The sequence below is a fragment of the Salinibacterium sp. G-O1 genome (assembly GCF_030063305.1).
Lineage (GTDB): Bacteria > Actinomycetota > Actinomycetes > Actinomycetales > Microbacteriaceae > Rhodoglobus.
Map to the genome: position 1 here is coordinate 119,993 of NZ_JASISV010000003.1, position 17,519 is coordinate 137,511.

At 66.4% G+C, this 17,519-nt stretch carries 15 protein-coding genes and 1 tRNA gene; 6 read left to right on the plus strand and 10 right to left on the minus strand.

Annotated features, from left to right (window positions below):
• The first annotated feature begins 27 nt into the window (after positions 1-27).
• A complete protein-coding gene (locus tag QMG83_RS12165; RefSeq protein ID WP_283505673.1) occupies positions 28-798 on the plus strand; it encodes a glucosamine-6-phosphate deaminase in 771 nt (256 codons plus the stop codon).
• Here QMG83_RS12165 and QMG83_RS12170 read toward each other — a convergent pair.
• From QMG83_RS12170 to QMG83_RS12185, 4 genes are read right to left on the minus strand one after another with little or no spacing between them, the layout of a single operon-like run.
• Positions 795-1,250 (minus strand): pyridoxamine 5'-phosphate oxidase family protein, encoded by a 456-nt coding sequence (locus QMG83_RS12170; protein WP_283505674.1) that lies wholly within the window; start codon positions 1,248-1,250, stop codon positions 795-797. The genes QMG83_RS12165 and QMG83_RS12170 overlap by 4 nt on opposite strands.
• Positions 1,250-3,658 (minus strand): phosphoketolase family protein, encoded by a 2,409-nt coding sequence (locus QMG83_RS12175; protein ID WP_283505675.1) that lies wholly within the window; start codon positions 3,656-3,658, stop codon positions 1,250-1,252. Before QMG83_RS12175 ends, QMG83_RS12170 begins: the two co-directional genes overlap by 1 nt.
• Before the next feature lie 51 nt (positions 3,659-3,709).
• On the minus strand, positions 3,710-4,342 hold the full coding sequence (locus QMG83_RS12180; RefSeq protein WP_283505676.1) for a response regulator: 633 nt from the start codon (positions 4,340-4,342) through the stop codon (positions 3,710-3,712).
• Positions 4,339-5,955 carry a sensor histidine kinase gene (locus tag QMG83_RS12185; RefSeq protein ID WP_283505677.1) on the minus strand — a complete coding sequence of 539 codons (1,617 nt, stop codon included), beginning with the start codon at positions 5,953-5,955 and terminating at the stop codon, positions 4,339-4,341. Before QMG83_RS12185 ends, QMG83_RS12180 begins: the two co-directional genes overlap by 4 nt.
• 148 nt (positions 5,956-6,103) lie before the next feature.
• On the opposite strand from QMG83_RS12185, the gene QMG83_RS12190 reads away from it, so the two are divergent.
• Positions 6,104-6,937 (plus strand): universal stress protein, encoded by an 834-nt coding sequence (locus tag QMG83_RS12190; protein WP_283505678.1) that lies wholly within the window; start codon positions 6,104-6,106, stop codon positions 6,935-6,937.
• Here QMG83_RS12190 and QMG83_RS12195 read toward each other — a convergent pair.
• Together QMG83_RS12195 and QMG83_RS12200 are read right to left on the minus strand one after the other, a co-directional pair.
• On the minus strand, positions 6,924-7,967 hold the full coding sequence (locus QMG83_RS12195) for an NAD(P)-dependent alcohol dehydrogenase (protein ID WP_283505679.1): 1,044 nt from the start codon (positions 7,965-7,967) through the stop codon (positions 6,924-6,926). The two genes, QMG83_RS12190 and QMG83_RS12195, sit on opposite strands and share 14 nt — an antisense overlap.
• A 92-nt stretch (positions 7,968-8,059) precedes the next feature.
• The gene (locus QMG83_RS12200) at positions 8,060-8,629 is read right to left on the minus strand and encodes a DoxX family protein (protein WP_283505680.1); all 570 of its coding nucleotides are present in this window, start codon (positions 8,627-8,629) and stop codon (positions 8,060-8,062) included.
• A gap of 194 nt (positions 8,630-8,823) precedes the next feature.
• Here QMG83_RS12200 and QMG83_RS12205 point away from each other — a divergent pair, with 194 nt between their 5' ends.
• Complete coding sequence (locus QMG83_RS12205) at positions 8,824-9,891, plus strand: 2,3-butanediol dehydrogenase (RefSeq protein ID WP_283505909.1); 1,068 nt, start codon at positions 8,824-8,826, stop codon at positions 9,889-9,891.
• A 54-nt stretch (positions 9,892-9,945) separates the two neighbouring features.
• The gene (locus QMG83_RS12210) at positions 9,946-10,419 is read left to right on the plus strand and encodes a hypothetical protein (protein ID WP_283505681.1); all 474 of its coding nucleotides are present in this window, start codon (positions 9,946-9,948) and stop codon (positions 10,417-10,419) included.
• A 20-nt stretch (positions 10,420-10,439) separates the two neighbouring features.
• Here QMG83_RS12210 and nagA read toward each other — a convergent pair whose 3' ends face one another.
• The 3 genes from nagA to QMG83_RS12225 all read right to left on the minus strand — a co-directional run bounded on the left by nagA (position 10,440) and on the right by QMG83_RS12225 (position 13,306).
• Positions 10,440-11,579 carry an N-acetylglucosamine-6-phosphate deacetylase gene (gene nagA / locus QMG83_RS12215; RefSeq protein ID WP_283505682.1) on the minus strand — a complete coding sequence of 380 codons (1,140 nt, stop codon included), beginning with the start codon at positions 11,577-11,579 and terminating at the stop codon, positions 10,440-10,442.
• Positions 11,580-11,589: 10 nt separating this feature from the next.
• Entirely contained in the window at positions 11,590-12,996 is a 1,407-nt protein-coding gene (locus tag QMG83_RS12220) for a beta-N-acetylhexosaminidase (protein WP_283505683.1), read from the minus strand.
• 70 nt (positions 12,997-13,066) lie between these two features.
• Positions 13,067-13,306, minus strand: coding sequence for a hypothetical protein (locus tag QMG83_RS12225; protein ID WP_283505684.1), 240 nt, complete (start codon positions 13,304-13,306; stop codon positions 13,067-13,069).
• 135 nt (positions 13,307-13,441) lie between these two features.
• Here QMG83_RS12225 and QMG83_RS12230 point away from each other — a divergent pair, with 135 nt between their 5' ends.
• On the plus strand, positions 13,442-16,393 hold the full coding sequence (locus QMG83_RS12230) for a helix-turn-helix transcriptional regulator (protein ID WP_283505685.1): 2,952 nt from the start codon (positions 13,442-13,444) through the stop codon (positions 16,391-16,393).
• Positions 16,394-16,646: 253 nt separating this feature from the next.
• On the opposite strand, the gene QMG83_RS12235 is transcribed toward QMG83_RS12230, so the two are convergent.
• A tRNA-Lys gene (locus QMG83_RS12235) sits at positions 16,647-16,719 on the minus strand.
• 25 nt (positions 16,720-16,744) lie between these two features.
• Between QMG83_RS12235 and QMG83_RS12240 the strand changes: the two genes are divergently transcribed.
• Positions 16,745-17,374 (plus strand): DNA-directed RNA polymerase subunit beta, encoded by a 630-nt coding sequence (locus tag QMG83_RS12240; RefSeq protein ID WP_283505686.1) that lies wholly within the window; start codon positions 16,745-16,747, stop codon positions 17,372-17,374.
• Positions 17,375-17,519: the final 145 nt, after the last annotated feature.

Sequence of the window (17,519 nt, forward strand, 5' to 3'; positions counted from 1 at the left end):
GGGGCCTGCCGCCGCTACGCTGGCCTGATGGCTGAGGTAGTGATTGTTGGTTCGGTGGATGCCGCGGGCGAGGTAGCAGCGGATGCGATCGAGCAGCTCGTGCTGCGCAAACCGCGAGCGGTGCTGGGGCTCGCGACGGGCTCGACCCCGCTGACGACGTGGCGTGCGCTCGCCGCCCGCAACCTCGACCTCTCCGAGGTGCGGGGGTTCGCGCTCGACGAGTACGTGGGTCTTCCTGCCGGACATCCGGAAAGCTACCGGTCGGTCATCACGCGCGAAGTGGTCGAACCGCTCGGGCTTACCCCGTCGCTGGTGCGCGTGCCCGCCGACGACGGCCCCATCGAGACCGCCGGCGTCGACTATGAAGCCGCTATCGAGGAGGCGGGCGGAATCGACCTGCAGATTCTCGGGATCGGCCGCACCGGACACATCGGGTTCAACGAACCCGGGTCATCATTCGCGTCTCTGACCCGGATGAAGACGCTGACGGAGCAGACCCGACGCGACAACGCGCGTTTCTTCGATTCGCCGGAGCAGGTTCCGTTGCACTGCATCACGCAGGGGCTCGGCACGATCATGCGGGCACGGCACCTGGTGCTGCTCGCCTTCGGCGAGGCCAAAGCGTCGGCTCTCGCGGGCGCGGTGGAGGGCCCGCTGACGGCCTCGCTTCCGGGCTCCGTGATCCAGCTGCACCCGCAGGTGACAGTCATCGTCGACGAGGCAGCGGCCTCAGAGCTGGTGTACGCCGACTACTACCGTTACGCGTGGAAGAACCGCCTCGCCTGGGAGCAGATCTAACCGCGTGCACCCGGTCGCGCCTTGTCGCGAGTCTGCTTAAACCGTCGTCCCGTGATCGATGACGGCACGATCTGGATGTAGTTCCACTTCGACGACGAGGTCATCGTCGCAAGTTCGAGAACCCCGGAATCGACGATGTCGGTGTCGTACGACATCCGCGTGGCTTCGCCGTGGATCACGACGCTCCAGTGGGTTCGTCGACGACTTCCGTCGATCTCGAAGGCGACAGACGATGCGTTTGCGATGTCGACAAGCTTCGAGCCGGGGGCGCTGCGCAGATAAACAGCGCCATTCTTGACCGTGAAATTGACGGGGAAGATGTCGACGCCATCACCCGCGCGGGCCGCAAGCCGACCGACCGGCGCGGCCTCGAGCAGTGCCCAGCACTCGTCGGTGTCCAGTTCGTCGACCCGATCGGTTTCTTCGGGGGTGAGCCATGGTTTGTTGGGCATTAGTCAGTCTCTCTCTCGTTGAGCCAACCCCAGTCTGTGACTTCCGGGCTGTCTTCACCGTTCTCGTACGCATAGGCTCGCAGCCTCGATCGCTCGTCGTCAAAGAACTCGACGAGGCTGCCGTAGCGATCCTCGAGGTTCGGGATGCGGCGGATGACGTTCATCGCGATGCTGTACCGGTCGACGTCATTCATCATGAGCATGTCGAATGGCGTGGTCGTCGTGCCCTTTTCGCAGAATCCGAGCACGTGGAAGTTGTCGTGATTCGTCTGCTTATACGTGAGCTGATGGATGAGTGACGGGTACCCGTGGAACGCGAAGATGACCGGTTTGCCGGTGGTGAAGATCGCGTCGAAGTCGCCCGTCGACATCCCGTGCGGATGCTGGGTGCTTGTCTGCAGTCTCATGAGGTCGATGACGTTGACGAAACGCACTGCGATGCCGGGGATGGCGTCGCGCAGCAGCCTCACGGCGGCCATGGCCTCAAGCGTCGGCACGTCTCCGGCGGAGGCGATGACGGCGTCCGGGGCGGTTCCTGGCTGCTCGGTGCCCGCCCAATCCCAGATGCTGATGCCGCGCGCACCATGGTTGCGGGCCTCCGCAATGCTCAGCAACGTCGGCGCTGGCTGCTTACCTGCGACTATCACGTTGACGTAGTCGCGGGTGTTGAAGCAGTGTTCGGCGGTGACGAGCAGGGTGTTCGCGTCCGGTGGGAGGTAGACCCGCACGATGTCGGCACTTTTGTTGACCACATGATTGAGAAAACCGGGATCCTGATGAGAGAAGCCGTTGTGATCCTGTCGCCAGACGTGCGAGCTCAGCAGGTAGGTCAGCGATGCTATGGGTCGACGCCAGGGGATATCGCGAGCCGATTCGAGCCACTTGGCGTGCTGGTTGAACATCGAGTCGACGACGTGGATGAAAGCCTCGTACGAGTTCATCAGGCCGTGGCGTCCGGTCAGGAGGTAGCCCTCGAGCAGCCCTTCGATGAGGTTCTCGCTGAGAATCTCGATGACCCGACCCTCGCGCGCGAGGTGCTCGTCGGTGGGCTCGGTGGTTCCCAGCCACTGCTTGTCGGTGACCTCATAGATTCCGTCGAGTCGATTCGACGCCGTCTCGTCTGGCCCGAACAGCCGGAACGTGTGGGGGTTCAGTCGTGCGACATCCGTGAGCCAGTTGCCCAACACCCGGGTTGCCTCGGCGGTCACGCCGCGCCCGGCGGTGATGTCGACGGCACGATTCTCGACGGGGGGCAGCACGAGATTTTTGAGGAGGAGGCCTCCATTGGATGCGGGAAGGGCGCTCATCCGGTGTGCGCCCTGGGGTCGTATCGACGACAGAATCGGCATCGCGTAGCCGTCGTCGTCGAAGAGTTCCTCGGGCCGGTAGCTGAGCATCCAGGCTTCAAGCATGGCGAGGTGCTCAGGGTTCTCCGCGACCTTCGCGAGAGGAACCTGATGGGAACGCCAGGTGCCCTCGACCGGCAGCCCGTCGACTTTCTTCGGCCCCGTCCAACCCTTGGGGGTGCGCAGGATGATCATGGGCCAGATCGGACGCGCCCCAGGCTCGGGGGTGCGAGCCGTGTTTCGGATCTCGCTGATGCGGTCTGCCGCGTACTCGAGGGCGGCAGCCATGGCGGCGTGCACGAGCATGGGGTCTTCCCCGTCGAATCCGCCGGAGACCAGAATCGGCTCATACCCGTAGCCTCGGAACAACTCCAGCAGCTCTGACTCGGGTATCCGGGCGAGCACGGAGGGGTTGGCGATCTTGTAGCCGTTGAGATTCAGGATGGGCAACACGACGCCGTCGGTGTCTGGGTTGAGAAATTTGTTGAGGTGCCAGCTGGCGGCGAGCGTGCCGGTCTCAGCTTCGCCATCGCCAACGACGCACGCGACCGTGAGTCCGGGATTGTCGAGAGCTGCGCCGAATGCGTGCACGAGGGAGTAGCCCAGTTCACCGCCCTCGTGGATCGAACCTGGGGTGCCGGGGGAGGCGTGCGAGGGGATTCCTCCCGGTGCCGAGAACTGGCGGAATAGGTCGAGCATTCCCGTGGCATCCTGCGAGATTCGAGGGAAGAGCTCTGAGTAGGTGCGGTCGAGCCAGGTGTTGGCGACCATTGCGGGCCCGCCGTGCCCGGGCCCCGCGATATAGAGCACGTCGAGAGACCGGCGCACGATCAGGTGGTTGAGATGCGCATAGATAAGGTTTAACGCAGGCGATGTTCCCCAGTGGCCGAGCAACCTCGGTTTGATGTGGGCAGGGGTGAGCGGCTCCCGGAGCAGTGCATTGCCGCGCAGATAGATCTGCCCCACTGTCAGGTAGTTGGCGGCCCGCCACCACGCGTCGATAACGTGCAATGGTGACTCGGCGTCGAGCGTGCGCTGATGTGAGGGTGCTGACAACGTCATGGTCCGACCATAGGTCGCCCACCCCGGCGCCTGAAGGGCCGAAGGTCCCGCCTAGTCCTGTTTCGACTCGAGGTGCAGCACGGCCGCCTGGGTGCGGCGCTGCAGACCGAGCTTGCTCAACAGCCCGGAGATGTAGTTCTTGACGGTCTTTTCGGCGAGGCTGAGCCGCTCCCCGATTTCACGATTGGTCAGCCCCTCGGCGATGAGTGGCAGGATTTGCCGTTCCCGGATGGTCAGAGATTCCAGTCGCGGGTCTGCCTCGTGGCTCTCGTTGATCCGCTCGACCACGCGACGGTTCAACGCGGGGTCCAACAGCGAGCGACCGGCAGCAACGGCACGAACGGATTCAACGAGGTTGCTTCCCCTGATGTCTTTGATCACGTAGCCGGACGCGCCAGCGAGCACGGCGGAATAGATCGCTTCGTCGTCGTCGTAGCCGGTCAGCATCAGGCATCGGGTCTCGGGAAGAGTGGAGCGGATCTCGCGGCACACGTCGATCCCGCTGCCATCCGGCAGGCGCACGTCGAGCACCGCGACATCCGGTGTCGTCGCCCGGATGCGACCGAGCGCCTGCGCGGCAGTGGATGCCTCGCCCACCACCTCGATGTCATCCTCGGAGCTCAGCAGCGCTCCGATTCCCCGTCGCACCAACTCGTGGTCGTCGAGCAGGAAAACCCGGATCATGATTGCGCCTCGATCGGCACTCTCCACAACAGGCGGGTGCCACGGTCGTCGGAGTCGAGCGCAAAGGTGCCGCCCCGATCCGCCGCCCGGTGTTCGAGGTTCTTCACGCCACTCCTCCGGCTCGATCCGTTCATGCCCCGCCCGTCGTCGGAAATTGCCAGCGATGCCCATCCATCATGCACACTCAAATCGATGGACGTGTGCTCGGCAGCGGCGTGCTTCACGACGTTCGCCAGGCCCTCGCGGGTGACAGCCAGCACGTCATCGGCTAGTTGCCCGGTGATCATGAGGTCGACCGGGCCGGAGAAACTCACAGTCGGGGTTCGCGTGAGGTTGGGGGAGACCTCATTCGCGAGGTCGATTACGGCATGCCTAACTGCAGAGGTGCCCTCCCCGGCAGAGCCCGAGAGCGCAAAGATCACGGTGCGAATCTGGGAGATGCTTCCATCGAGATCGGTCACCGAGGCGGAGATACGCTCAGCCACAGCGCCGTGAGTCTGTCCGGCGATGCTCTGCAGCTCCAGCCCGGTGGCAAAAAGTTGCTGGATGACGTGATCGTGCAGGTCTCTCGCAATGCGTCCCCTGTCTTCGAGCAGGGCCACCTTTTGGCGGGATGCGCGGGCGGCGGCGATCTCCATGGCGACGCTCGCCTGGCCGGCGAAGTTGGCCGCCATCTCCAGGTCGCCTCGGGCGAATCTCGCACGACCCGCGAGTCGTGCCACCAGCAGCACTCCGCTTCCGGGTGCGGCGAGGGGCACGGCCATCACGGGTCCGAGGGGTGGGCCGTCGCTCGACAGCGGCTGCAACCCTGCCGCGTCGTCGACCTGGCGCGGCTGCCCGGCCTCGATGACGCTACCGATGATTGACCCGGCGGAATCCACGGTCATCCCCTCGATGCGCTCCTCATCGATGCCGCGCGCGGTCGCGATGGTCATTCGGCCGGGCTCGGAGGTGGGCTGCAGAACCCAGACCACGTCGGCGTCGGCGAGGGTCAGCACCCGTGCGGTCAGGACGTTGAGGTTGTCGCCGTGCTCGGTCGACAGGAGAGCGGCGGTGATCTCGGTGGATGCCGCGGCCCACGCCTGGCGTCGAACCGTCTCGGCGAACAGTCGGGCGTTCTCGATGGCGATGCCGGCCGTCGCGGCGAGGGCGACGACGAGTTGTTCGTCGTCTTCGCTGAACTCGCCGGACGCCTGGTTGCTGAGGTAGAGGTTTCCGTATACCTCGTCACGGACGCGGATCGGAACACCAAGGAAGCTCATCATCGGTGGATGGTGGGCAGGGAACCCGACAGACCGCGGGTGGTCGGAGAGCCTCGGCACGCGGATCGGATGAGGGTCATCGATCAGTGCCCCCAGGAGCCCGTGACCTTCAGGCAGATGCCCGATCTGCCGAACCTGCTCCGGGGTCATCCCGACGTTGATGAACTGTTCGAGACCGCCGTCGGGCGACACCACTCCCAGTGCCCCATATTGCGCGCCGACCAGCTCGACCGCGGCCTCGATGATACTTTCGAGCACCAGGGGAAGATCGAGGTGACCGATGATGGCTTGGTTCGCTCGAAGGAGCGCCCGCAGTCGACTCTGCGTGGCCAGATCCTGAATTCGATCCACGGCGCACCTCGGCTGTGCAATTGGTGGAGCTTCATCCTGCGCCAGGGCTCCGTGCCCCGAGTGTACGCGTCGACGCGGGTGGGGGACCAATGGCCCTATGTCGCCCGAAGGCCCGGGGGGATGCTCGAAGGGAGAGGCGGCGACAAGGATGGTCGGAACGATAGTGGTCGGCATCGATGCGTCGGGGCCGAGCCGGGCAGCGACAGACTGGGCCTTGGCCCGAGCCGCATCCCTCGGCGAGAGCGTGGAGCTTGTTCACGTGATCGACGAGCGATGGCTGGGCGAGAGCGACGCGGATGACGGCGACGTGCGGGATCATGCCGCAATGGTGCTCGACGCCGAGTTGACGCGCGCCATGGCTCACTCCCGCGGTGTGGCGGTGAGCGGGCGCGTGGTCACCGGATTGCCGCCCAGAGCGCTGATTGAAGCCTCGGCCGGTGCCGACCTTCTGGTCATGGGCACTCACAAGACTGGCTTCGCCTACGGCAGGGTGTTCGGATCGAAGTTCCTGAGTCTGGTGTCGGGAGCAGAGTGTGCTGTGGCGGTCATTCCGGAGTTCTTCGGCCGGTCCCGCGTCGGCGTCGTTGCAGCCGCCGAACTCAACGACACCGGCTTGCGTGCGATCGAGTTCGCCACGCGTGAGGCTGTGCGCACGGGGCAGGTGCTCGTGCTCGTGGGGGCGTGGGTGGTCGAATCGTTGAACGGTCACCAGGCCGGAAGCCGGTCTCTGATCGTCGAGGCCGCAACGAATGCTGCGCGCGACTTCGATTCTCAGGTGATGGTGCGGTCCCGGATTTCGGACAGCACGATGTCTGAGGCACTTGTCGCGGCATCCTCAACGGCCAGCGTGCTCGTGCTCGCCCGGCCGGGAGATGAGGCTGACGACCCGACCCTGGCCGTCAGTCACGATGTGCTTGCCAACATCTCCAGCCCGGTGATCGTGGTCGATCCGCAGGTCGCGTCTGTCGTCAGGGAACGATGACGGCGCGTCCGCGGATGGTGCCGGCGTGCAACTTCTCGTATGCCTGAGGCGCATCGGCGAGGGAGAAGATTTCGGTCTCCACGGTGATCTTGCCGGCCCGGGCAAGGTCGAGCACCTCCATGAGTTCGGCGCGCGTTCCCCAGTACGGAGTGCGCACGGCGACGTCATAGGGCAGGCTGCCGAATCCGACCGGGAGCATGCCGCCGCCGATCCCGACGATCGTGAGGTCACCCTCGACCGCGACGACACTGCTTGCCAGCTCCACGGTCGACTGAGCGCCGACGAAGTCGAAGACGGCGGTGGCGCCGAGCCCGTGGGTGAGTTCACGGATCGCAGCCGACGTGTTGCCATCACTGAGAATTGCCTCGTCGGCCCCGACCTCTCTCGCGAGCTCGAGCTTCTGCTCACTCAGGTCGACGGCAATCACTCGTGCCGATGACATGGCCTTGACGATCTGGATTCCGACGTGCCCGAGTCCGCCAGCGCCGATAACAACCGCAGTGCTGCCCGCAACGAGTTTCGGCAGTGACATCTTGATGGCGTGATACGGCGTGAGGCCAGCATCCGTGAGAGAGACGTTCGCGACCGGGTCGAGCTCCCCGAGCGGCACGAGGTGCCTCGCATCGTCAATCAGGAGGTAGTCGGCCATGGAACCGGGGGCGCCCAGGCCTGGGGGCTGGATGCCGAGGCGTGCCGCCTCGGTGCAGTAGTTCTCCTTGCCCTGCGCGCACAGGTGGCACCGCCCGCACCCCCACGGGCCGTAGACGGCCATCGACTCACCGAGCGTGATACCGGTGACGCCGGCGCCGATCGCTTCGACCGTGCCAGCACCCTCATGGCCGAGGGTGAGGGGCAACCCGAAGCCGAAGGCGTCGTACTGCTCTTGTGGCAGGTCCATCACGAATTGGTCGGAGTGGCAGACGCCAGCGGCCGTCGTTTTCAGCAGCACCTGGCCCGGTGCTGGCTCAGGCCGGTCGATCTCGACCAGGACGGGTGCGGATCCGATGGTGCGATATTGGAGTGCTCTCATGAACTCACGCTAGGACGGATATCCCGGATGCGCCCGGGCCAAAGGTCCCGTCGTCCGAAAGCGGCGACGGGACCCTGGCGGCTGGGGTTCGCCTAGAACAGCCACCGCTGCGTGCGCACGAATGGGAGTCGGCTCCAGGTCGCTCCGAACCCCCACGTGTTGCCGGCCGAGGTTGCGGCGATCACGATCAGTGCCAGCGCATAGATGATGTGGTAATCAACGGCGGGGTTCGTCGAGCCCGCGCCCGCTGTGAACGGCCACTCCGCGAGATACATCAGCACCATGATCACGGTGCCAGCGACGGCACTGACCCGCAGTCCGATGCCGAGCATCACGGCGAGGCCGATTCCGAGCATCCCGAGCATGAAAAGCACGTCGGTGGCAGGGCTCGCGATCCCGGCGAAGAAGGGCTGCAGTGGGCCGGTCACGGCTTCGCTTCCCAGAAACCCCTGGCTCGGTGTTCCGCCATTAATCCAGGCCCGCTCGACCGGCGTGGAGAACCCCAGCCCAAATGTCTTGTCGAGGAACGCCCACAGAAAGATGAATCCCATGGCAAGTCGCAGGATGGCGAGCGATGGGTGCGCAGCGGAAGCGTGTCGGGTCGCCAACGTGACTGAGGCCGCCGCCGGTAGGTGGGTTGCGGGTGAGGCGATGGTGGACATGACGTTCCATTCGGTAGGGGCCTGCCGCGTGCAGTGGCCGATAAGTGGTGACGTGCACACTGTCCGGTGCGGCGGCGAATCCGGTTAGTGCCGAAGGTCCCACGGCTTTCCGGCCGGGCCCGCATCAGCATCGCGGCGGGACCTTCGCCCCTGTTGGCCCCCGGCGCGAGCCGAGACCATGAGGCATGACCACAATGAAGGCTGCTCGATTCCACGCACGCAAAGACATCCGCATCGAAGACGTCCCGACCCCCGAGCTGCGGCCAGGAGCCGTCGCCATCGACATCGCATGGTGCGGAATCTGCGGCACCGATCTGCACGAATACCTCGAAGGGCCGATCTTCATCTCGCCCGAGGGTCACCCGCATCCGCTCTCGCACGAGAACCTGCCCGTCACCATGGGGCACGAGTTCTCCGGAACTGTGTCAGCGCTCGGCGACGGAATAACCGACCTGACCGTCGGCGAGAGCGTCGTCGTCGAACCGTATTTCGTGTGCAACGAGTGTGCCGCCTGTAAGTCCGGGCGTTACAACCTGTGCGCAAAGATGGGCTTCATTGGGCTCGCCGGTGGTGGCGGCGGGCTCAGCGAGAGCATCGTCGTCGAACGCCGGTGGGTGCATCCGGTTGGCAACATCCCACTCGACCAGGCCGCCCTCATCGAGCCGTTGGCGGTAGGTCACCACGCGTTCGTGCGCAGCGGCGCGAAGGCGGGGGATGTCGCGTTCATCGGTGGTGGCGGACCGATCGGGTTGCTGCTCGCCGCGGTGCTCCACGCGGAGGGCATCACGGTCATCCTCACCGAAATGAGCAAAGCGCGTCGCGAGAAGGCGCTGTCCACCGGGGTCGTGCGTCATGTGATCGACCCTGCTGTTGACGACGTGGTCGCGAAGGTTCGGGAGCTCACCGATGGCGTGGGGGCGGATGTCGCGTTCGAATGTTCGAGCGTCAACGCGGTGCTCGATCAGCTTCTTGACGCGGTCAGGCCGGGAGCCGTCGTCGTCAACGTCTCGATCTGGAGCAAGCCGGCCCAGGTCGATATGCAGAAACTGGTGCTCAAGGAGATCGACCTGCGAGGCACCATCGCGTACGTCAACGACCATCCTGCGACGATCAAGCTCGTGCAGGACGGCAAGGTGGATCTCGCACCGTTCATCACCGGCCGGATCGACCTCGACCGACTCGTCGACGAGGGCTTCGACACCCTGATCAACCACAACGACACCGCGGTCAAGATCATCGTGCGGCCAGGCGCGCGCGGCTGACGCTGGTGCATTGGGGGCTGGGATCGAGGGCAGTGCACGACATAGAGTTGCGAAATGATCCTCGCGGAGACGGACCTTTGGGGCGCAGCCATTCCCGCATGGGTGGGTGCCGTGGGCAGCACGGCGGCGGCGTTTGTGGCGGTGGCGGCCTGGATTCAGTCACTGCGAAACAACGGTGGCGTACAGACCCTTGCCAAGGCCGCGCAGCAACGCAGTAGCCCGTCGCTACGGTCGTCGGTGCTGGCCAGCCCCGACACGGTGCGATGGTCGACCGCAAAAGAGAGTCGGTCCCGGTACCGTCTGCGCAACGACTCTCGCGGGGCGACCGCCGAGCTCATCTCGTTCACCGATGTCACACCCATCGGCCCCGGCGCTGCAGTGTATGTGGGTCAGTTGCCGATCACAGTTCGCCCGCAGGAATCACTGCCATTCACGATCAACAAGAAGCTGGTGAGTCCGAGCGTGACGGCGATCGAGCTGCGCTGGCGTGAGGGCGGCGAGGAACGGCAGACGACGCTCTACGTCTGATCGCCGCTGCGGGGGTTGGCTCAGCCGCGGATGCGACCGCCGGCGGCCCAGACGTCGGTCACCTGCCAGTCGTCATCGAGCAGCACGGCGTCAGCCGCGAAGCCGGGGGAGAGCAGTCCGTGCCGGTGCTCAAGCCCGAGCGCTCGAGCCGGAGTGAGGGTAAGCGCGGTGACCGCGTCGAGCGGCGGCACGCGCGCGTCGGTCACCGCGAGCCGCAGTGCGGCATCCTGAGTGAGGGTGGAACCCGCGATCGTGGTGGTGCCACTCAGGGTCGCGAGCCCGTCGCGCACCGTGACGTCACGGGATCCGAGGGTGTACTCGCCGTCGTCCGAGCCGGCCGCGGCCATCGCATCGGTCACCAGCGCGATGCGGCCCGGCGCGGCGCCGAACGCGAGCCGGGCGACGCTCGGATGCACGTGCATCCCGTCGAGGATCAGCTCGAGCGTCACGCGGTCGTCGTTGAACGCGGCCACGATTGGGCCGGGCGCGCGATGGTGGATGCCCGGCATCGCGTTGAACGCATGGGTGAGGATGCGCGCCCCGGCGTCGAAGGCCCGGCGGGCGAGCACCTCGTCGGCCATGGTGTGGCCGATGGCGACCGCAACACCGGCCTCCACAAGGATGTCCATCGCCTCGAGCGCGTTGGGGAGTTCCGGGGCGATCGTGATCTGACGCAGGGTGCCGCGCGCGGCGTTGAGCAGCAGGTCGACGGTCGCGGGGGATGGTTCGAGCAGGTACTCCGGGCTGGGGGCGCCACGGTTCTCGGGCGCGAGGAAAGGCCCTTCCAGATGGGCGCCGAGCACGAGCGGATCGCGTGCCGCGAACTCCGCGATCGTGTCGAGGGTGGCCAGAAGGTCGTTAATGGGGTTCGCGACCAGGCTGATGACCGAACGCGTGGTGCCGTGCTGGCGGTGCGTGGCGAGGGCTGCCGTCAGGGCACCCGGGCCATCGTCGTAGGCGTGTCCGCCGCCACCGTGGCCGTGGAGGTCGATGAATCCCGGCACGAGCCAGCGCCCGGCAACGTCGACCTTCTCGGTGGCCGCAGGATGCGCGTGCCCGCTGCCGGTCGACGTGATGGTGTCGCAGTCAACGAGCATCCAGAAGTCGTCGACCTGCCCGTGGGCGTCGAGCTTTCGTGCCGAGTGGAAGAGCGTGGCCACAGTCCTCAGGCTACTCGTCGAGTCTGTGGTGCTGGATGCCCAGTGCGTCGAGCATCCCGACAAAGCGCTCGAGTCGGGGAGTGAACTCATCCAAGTCACGCGTGCCGGCGGGCGACCACGCGATCTCGGCGATCGAGGCGAGTCGCGGGAAGGCCATGTACTCGACGTCCGCGATCGTCGCCAGGGTTTCAGTCCAGATAGGGGCTTCGACTCCCAACAGCTGCGCCTCGCCGATGCCGGGAACGATCGCCGTGGGCTCCCACTCGTACGACTCGGCTATGGAGGTGGGCCCATCCGCCCAGGTGAGCCCCAACTCGGTGGACGCGTCGTACTTGATGTCGAGGTAGGCGACGTCGGCCGGCGACATGATGATCGGGCCGCCCTGCCGAACGAACGACAGCGTGTGCTCGTCCGCCCCTTCCTGGGGCGTGGTGAAGCTCCAGTACTGGCCGACAGTGCCCGCCGGCAGCGCCGTGCTGCGGCCCATCTCGTGCCAGCCGATGAGCGTCTTGCCGTGCGTCGCCGCGATCGCCGTGGCCCGCTCGATGAAGTACAGGAAGTCGTCATCGGTGGTGGCAAGCGACTCGTCGCCGCCGAGATGCAGGTACGGGCCCGGCGTGAGTGCTGCCATCTCGCGAATGACGTCGTCGACGAACGTGTAGGTCGTCTCGCTGCGGATCGCGAGCGAACTGAATCCCACCTCGACGCCCTCGTAGGGGCTCACCGGAATGTCGCTGAGCTCGGGGTAGGCGACGCTTGCGGCGTTGGTGTGCCCGGGCAGGTCTATCTCCGGCACGATCGTGATGAACAGGGATGCCGCGTACCGCACTATCTCGCGGTACTGGTCTTTCGAGTAGAAGCCGCCTCCGGTGCCGCCGACCTCCGTGGTCGCCCCGGCTTTCGTGAGCTCCGGCCATGAGTCGATCTGGATGCGCCAGCCCTGGTCATCCGTGAGGTGCAGGTGCAGGTGGTTCACCTTGAGTAGCGCGATGTTGTCGATGAACTTTTTGACGTCGTCTACCCCGAAGAAGTGCCGCGCCACGTCGAGCATGGCGCCGCGATACGCGAACCGCGGATAGTCCTCGATCTCGGTGATCGGCAGAGCCGCGCTCGTGACGCCGGTGGCCTGATCGGCAGGAAGCAACTGACGCAGGGTCTGCGCCGCGTAGAACAGTCCAGCGGCAGAATCGGCTTCGGCCCGGATGCCCGCACTGGTGATCCTCAGGGTGTAACCCTCGGGCGCTGACGAACTCCCGAGCGCAAATTCGACGGTCGGGTCATCCGAAATCGAAAGCCCCAGCATCACGGCGACATACCCGGCCGCCGCCGGGTCACCGCCCACGGTCGATTCGCGCGTGAGCGTGAACGTTCCGCTGGAGTCGATGCGGCGAACGGGGGCGGGGATGACTGTCGTCATGTGGTGTCCAATGTGTCAGAAGGTCTGACTAAATATTGGACTATTTTCCCGAAGGCAGTCTTCCGTGTTATCAGCCTTCCGGGATCCAGGCTGGGGCGCGCACCCCCGCACCGGTGAGGTTGTCGCAACGCATGAACTGGGTGCCGACCCGGGTGAGCGGGCAGCCGCCGGGCTGCGCCGACGAAATGGATGACCCGCCGAGAGTGCCCGGGTCCTGTCTTGCCGCTGCGGGGCTGACTCCCACACCGGCCACGAGAAGGGCCGCTACTGCAGCGATCGCGCCTCCTCGGATGCTTGTGAAGCTATTCATGATTTCTGCCTTTCCGTGTGGCTCCCACCCTTCCGGGGTCGCTGGCAGCACGCATCCGGAGTGCCCCCTCAGAAGGAACCAGCAACCCCTCAGATTGACCCCGCGCAGCGGCCGGATTGGTGCCACACTGGCAGCATGGTCGGCGGGCTCGGCGTGATCGACCCTGTTCTGGTCGGGCGCGACGGGGAACTGGGCGTTCTCGGCGCGCTGCTGAGCGGGGCGGCTGCCGGTACGTTCGGAGCCATCATCGTAGGGGGCGACCCCGGGGTCGGGAAGACCGCCCTGATCAGGAAGTCGTGTGCGGCGGTCGACGCGTCAGCCATCGTGCTGAGCGGAGGCGGACTGCCGCTCGGTTCGTTGTCTGTACCGTTCCTCGCACTGCAGTCGGCGCTGCGCGGGATGCCTCAGCACACGGGTGACGCACTTCCCCGAATGCTGGCGTCCGGAGATTCGGCGCCACACGTCCCGGCGATTTTCGACGCCTGGCTGAGCAAGCTGTGCCAAGACCGCCTTGTCGTCCTGGTGGTCGACGACCTGCACTGGGTCGACCAGAGCACCCTCGACGTGTTGATGTACCTTCTGGCCGGGCCCGCCAATCGCCGGTTGGCTGTGATTGCCGGTATCCGCAGCGGCGAGGCCGGCGACGGGCATCCCGTGGCACGCTGGCTGGCCGACATCCGTCGTCTGCCCCAGATCACCGAGTTGGCGCTGGGCCCGCTCGATCGACTCGGCACCGGCGCCCAGATCTCCGGGCTGCTGGGAGCACCCCCACGCCAGTCGCTCGTGGCGGATGTCTTCGCCCACACCCAGGGCAACGCCTATCTGACCCAGCTGGTGGTGGCGGGGCTGTCGGTGGATGCCCTGCGCCTGCCCGCCGATCTGCCCGCCGACCTGAAATCTGCGGTTCTGCAGTCGTGGCGGCGGCTGTCGGCGCCGGCGCGGGCGTTGACCCGGATTCTGGCGGTGGGCGGTCGGCCGTTGCGGGCAGCAGACCTCGACGCTGTCATCGCCGGTTCGGTGAGCGACGGCGGGGCGGAGGCGGGTGGCAGTCTGCCGCTGCTGCGCGAGGCGGTCGACGCAGGAACCCTGGACGCCAACGCCCACGACACCTACTGGTTTCACCACCCGCTGAACGCTGAGGTGCTCGAGGAGGGCCTCCCCGGCGAGGAGCGCCGACGCTGGCATGCCGCCTTCGCCGACCACTACGAGGCGAAATTGACGGATGCCTCGCCACCGGCAGTCGAGACGATGGTCGCCCTGGCCGACCACCACTTTCAGGCAGCCCACGGTGCAGACGCCTACCGGTGGGCGCTCCGTGCCACCGAGGCGGCCGGTGCAGCCGGCGGAGTCTCGGAGATGCTGCGGCTGCTTCGCCGGGCGGTCGCGCTGCGCGACCAGGTGCCGGAGGCGAGCGAGAGCACCCTGGACCTGTTGCGGAGGCTGCGCGCGGCCGCCGCAGAAACAGGTGCTCAAGAGGAGGAACTCGACGCGATCGAGGCGCTCCTGCGTGGGCTGAACCTTGACGAGCATCCACTCACGGTCGCCGAGTTGCTGGTGCGGAGGGCGCAGCTGCGACTGACCACCGGACGCTCCTTCCTCAACGTGGCCGATCTGAGCGAGGCCGTGCGACTCACGAGAGTGGATGAGACGAGCTGGCAGTTCGCGCTCGCGCTGGCCGAGCTGGCCCACGCCGAACTGTGGCAGGATTCCCCCGACGCGGGGGCTCACGCCGCTGAGGCGCTTGCCGTGGCCCGCGCGGCCGGTAACCCACGGGCACTCTCGTTTGCGCTTTCCGCCAACGCGATGGCAGCGGTATTTGCGGAGCACGGGGATCAGGCGCGCGCCTTCGCGGCCGAGGCCGTGGACGCGGCCCTGGAGGCGCGTGACTATTGGGCGTTCGTGCACGCGTCCCTCTGGGAGGCAAATGGGATCGAAATGTGGGCGAGCCGCACCTTCGCCAGCCAACTGGCGCGGCGGCGAGAGCAGCTGACGGCGTTGGGCGCTCCGCACGCCTACATCGCCAAGCTGTCGGCCGATGAGGCGATGGGGTTGCTCGCCATCGGTGACTGGCGGGAGTGCCAGCAGAGGCTCCGGGTGGTGCTCGGTTCAGACCCTGGACCGTTCGCCGATGTGGGCGCCCGGCTGACCGCGGCCCGGCTCGCGGCCTGGCAGGGGCGTCAGGCGGAAGCCGCGGCCCACCTGGCGAGGGCCGATGAGCTGTTCGCGGGAACGAGCGAGTTTCTCGCTATCGAATTCGATGCCATCCGCGCGGAGGTGTGCCTCGCGGCGGGCGACCCACAGGCCGCCTACGCCGCGGCGATGACCGGCGCCACCTCGCCAGGCGTGCCACCGACGATGTGCGAATGGCTGATTCCCCTCGCCGCCCGCGCGATCGCCGATCAGGTGCAGCTCGCCCGGGATGCGGGGCAAAGCCCCGACACCGTGCTCGCGCAGCTCGATGACCTCGAGGAGCGATTCCCGAGTGGGATCCGGGACCTGGGGGAGTCCACCGAACTGTGGGAACACCAGATTGACGCGCTGAACCTGTTCTACGCTTCCGAGGCCGGGCGTGCCCGGCGACAGGAAGACAACGGGCGGCAGTGGATGCTGACGGCCGACGCCTGCCGCGTGGGGATGCTCGCCTGGGAGGAGGTCTACGCGTGCTGGCGAGCGGCGGAGGCGCTGCTGACCCGTGGTCATGCCCACCGGGATGAGGCGGCATCCGTGCTGCGCCGCGGCCACACCCTCGCCGAAACCCTGCAGGCCCGGCCGATTCAGGAGGCGCTCGCGAACCTCGCCGCGAGCGCGCGCATCCCGATTGACTCGACCGCCGCGCCCGACAACACCGCGGACACAGGCGTGCCGCTGCCGAGCGGACTGCCCGGGCTGACGCCGCGCGAGGAGGAGATCCTCGTCCACGTGGTCGCCGGTCGCACCTATTCCGAAATCGCGCTCGCCCTGTTCATCAGCGAAAAGACGGTGAGTTCGCACATCTCGAACCTGCTGCGCAAGACCGGCTCGGCGAATCGGGTAGACCTGGCCCGCTTGGCGATGCAGGATGCCGTGAGGGTTGCTCCGGAGGAGTGACTCCGGGCGGTGTGCGGCGCCTCCGGCCACACGCACGAGGCACTTTCAACGTGGGCCCGCCGGGGCTCGACTCCCCTACTGAGCCGCCGGCTCATTGCGCGGTATTGGTGAGGGGGATGTGAGGCGACGGCGCAAAGATCCGGACTGCTCAGCGGGGGCCCACGACGGGTTCTTCTGCGTGCGGGCGCACCAACGCGACACGGTCAGTTGCGCGAGGGGACGAGTTGAAGGGATGGTGACCGCGTCACCTTTGTGGGCCCGCCGGGGCTCGAACCCGGGACCCGCGGATTAAAAGTCCGATGCTCTACCAACTGAGCTACAGGCCCTACCCCTCAAGCGTACCGTGGACTTATGGCCGACAATTTCCACAAACCCACCCAATATTCGGGCGACAAGTTCGACACGTTCGAGGGCGGGGAAGATCCGGCACAGGTCATGCGGGTCGCACACGACACCGCGCACGCATTGCTGAGCAGAGCGCGTGACACCACGGATCCCGAGGTGATCGAGCGGCTCGTGGCCTACACCGATGTCAATGGCATCGACGCGCTCGCCGAACTCTGGGCACGCTCCAGCCCGCGCAGCCTGCCGGGAGCGCTGTGGCGCATCTACCTCATCCGGGTGCTCATTCGGCAGGATTCCACGGGCACCAGTTTTCTGTTCCAGCGAGGTCTCGACGTGCTGCCGACCATCGACGCTCTGGTCGCCGGAGCACCCATGCCCACCGGTCCCGACGAGATCACGGCGCTCGCCAACCAGATTCTGCGGGGACTCTTCCGGGGGGACTTCGCGATCGCACTCGACCGCGCGGCATCCTTCAGTCGCATCCTGGCAGCAGGCTGCACCAGCGCTGCGGATGACGCTGAACCAACGAATCCGGAGCGAGCCACCGAACTGACCACCCGCGCCGACCGCCTCGCGCTGACGGCAGACGAGTTCGCGGCGTGTGCGCGGCTGTATCGCTCCGGGGCACTGGAGTAGGGCATCCACAAGTGGATGTGGCATTCAGCGAAGCTTTGATAAAGTGATCCAGCCGGGCCGCGGTAACCCCGGGCTCCACTAATAGCCGCTTCGAGCGGCCTTGCGCCGAGAGGCGTTCTGCGGCCCGGCGTCACCCAGCAGCCTT

What these genes read in the sequence shown, in the direction of transcription:
- QMG83_RS12165 (WP_283505673.1), top strand. Translation starts at nt 28, where the DNA reads ATGGCTGAGGTAGTGATTGTTGGTTCGGTGGATGCCGCGGGCGAGGTA.
- QMG83_RS12170 (WP_283505674.1), bottom strand. Translation starts at nt 1,250, where the DNA reads ATGCCCAACAAACCATGGCTCACCCCCGAAGAAACCGATCGGGTCGAC.
- QMG83_RS12175 (WP_283505675.1), bottom strand. Translation starts at nt 3,658, where the DNA reads ATGACGTTGTCAGCACCCTCACATCAGCGCACGCTCGACGCCGAGTCA.
- QMG83_RS12180 (WP_283505676.1), bottom strand. Translation starts at nt 4,342, where the DNA reads ATGATCCGGGTTTTCCTGCTCGACGACCACGAGTTGGTGCGACGGGGA.
- QMG83_RS12190 (WP_283505678.1), top strand. Translation starts at nt 6,104, where the DNA reads ATGGTCGGAACGATAGTGGTCGGCATCGATGCGTCGGGGCCGAGCCGG.
- QMG83_RS12195 (WP_283505679.1), bottom strand. Translation starts at nt 7,967, where the DNA reads ATGAGAGCACTCCAATATCGCACCATCGGATCCGCACCCGTCCTGGTC.
- QMG83_RS12200 (WP_283505680.1), bottom strand. Translation starts at nt 8,629, where the DNA reads ATGTCCACCATCGCCTCACCCGCAACCCACCTACCGGCGGCGGCCTCA.
- QMG83_RS12205 (WP_283505909.1), top strand. Translation starts at nt 8,824, where the DNA reads ATGAAGGCTGCTCGATTCCACGCACGCAAAGACATCCGCATCGAAGAC.
- QMG83_RS12210 (WP_283505681.1), top strand. Translation starts at nt 9,946, where the DNA reads ATGATCCTCGCGGAGACGGACCTTTGGGGCGCAGCCATTCCCGCATGG.
- QMG83_RS12220 (WP_283505683.1), bottom strand. Translation starts at nt 12,996, where the DNA reads ATGACGACAGTCATCCCCGCCCCCGTTCGCCGCATCGACTCCAGCGGA.
- QMG83_RS12225 (WP_283505684.1), bottom strand. Translation starts at nt 13,306, where the DNA reads ATGAATAGCTTCACAAGCATCCGAGGAGGCGCGATCGCTGCAGTAGCG.
- QMG83_RS12230 (WP_283505685.1), top strand. Translation starts at nt 13,442, where the DNA reads ATGGTCGGCGGGCTCGGCGTGATCGACCCTGTTCTGGTCGGGCGCGAC.
- QMG83_RS12240 (WP_283505686.1), top strand. Translation starts at nt 16,745, where the DNA reads ATGGCCGACAATTTCCACAAACCCACCCAATATTCGGGCGACAAGTTC.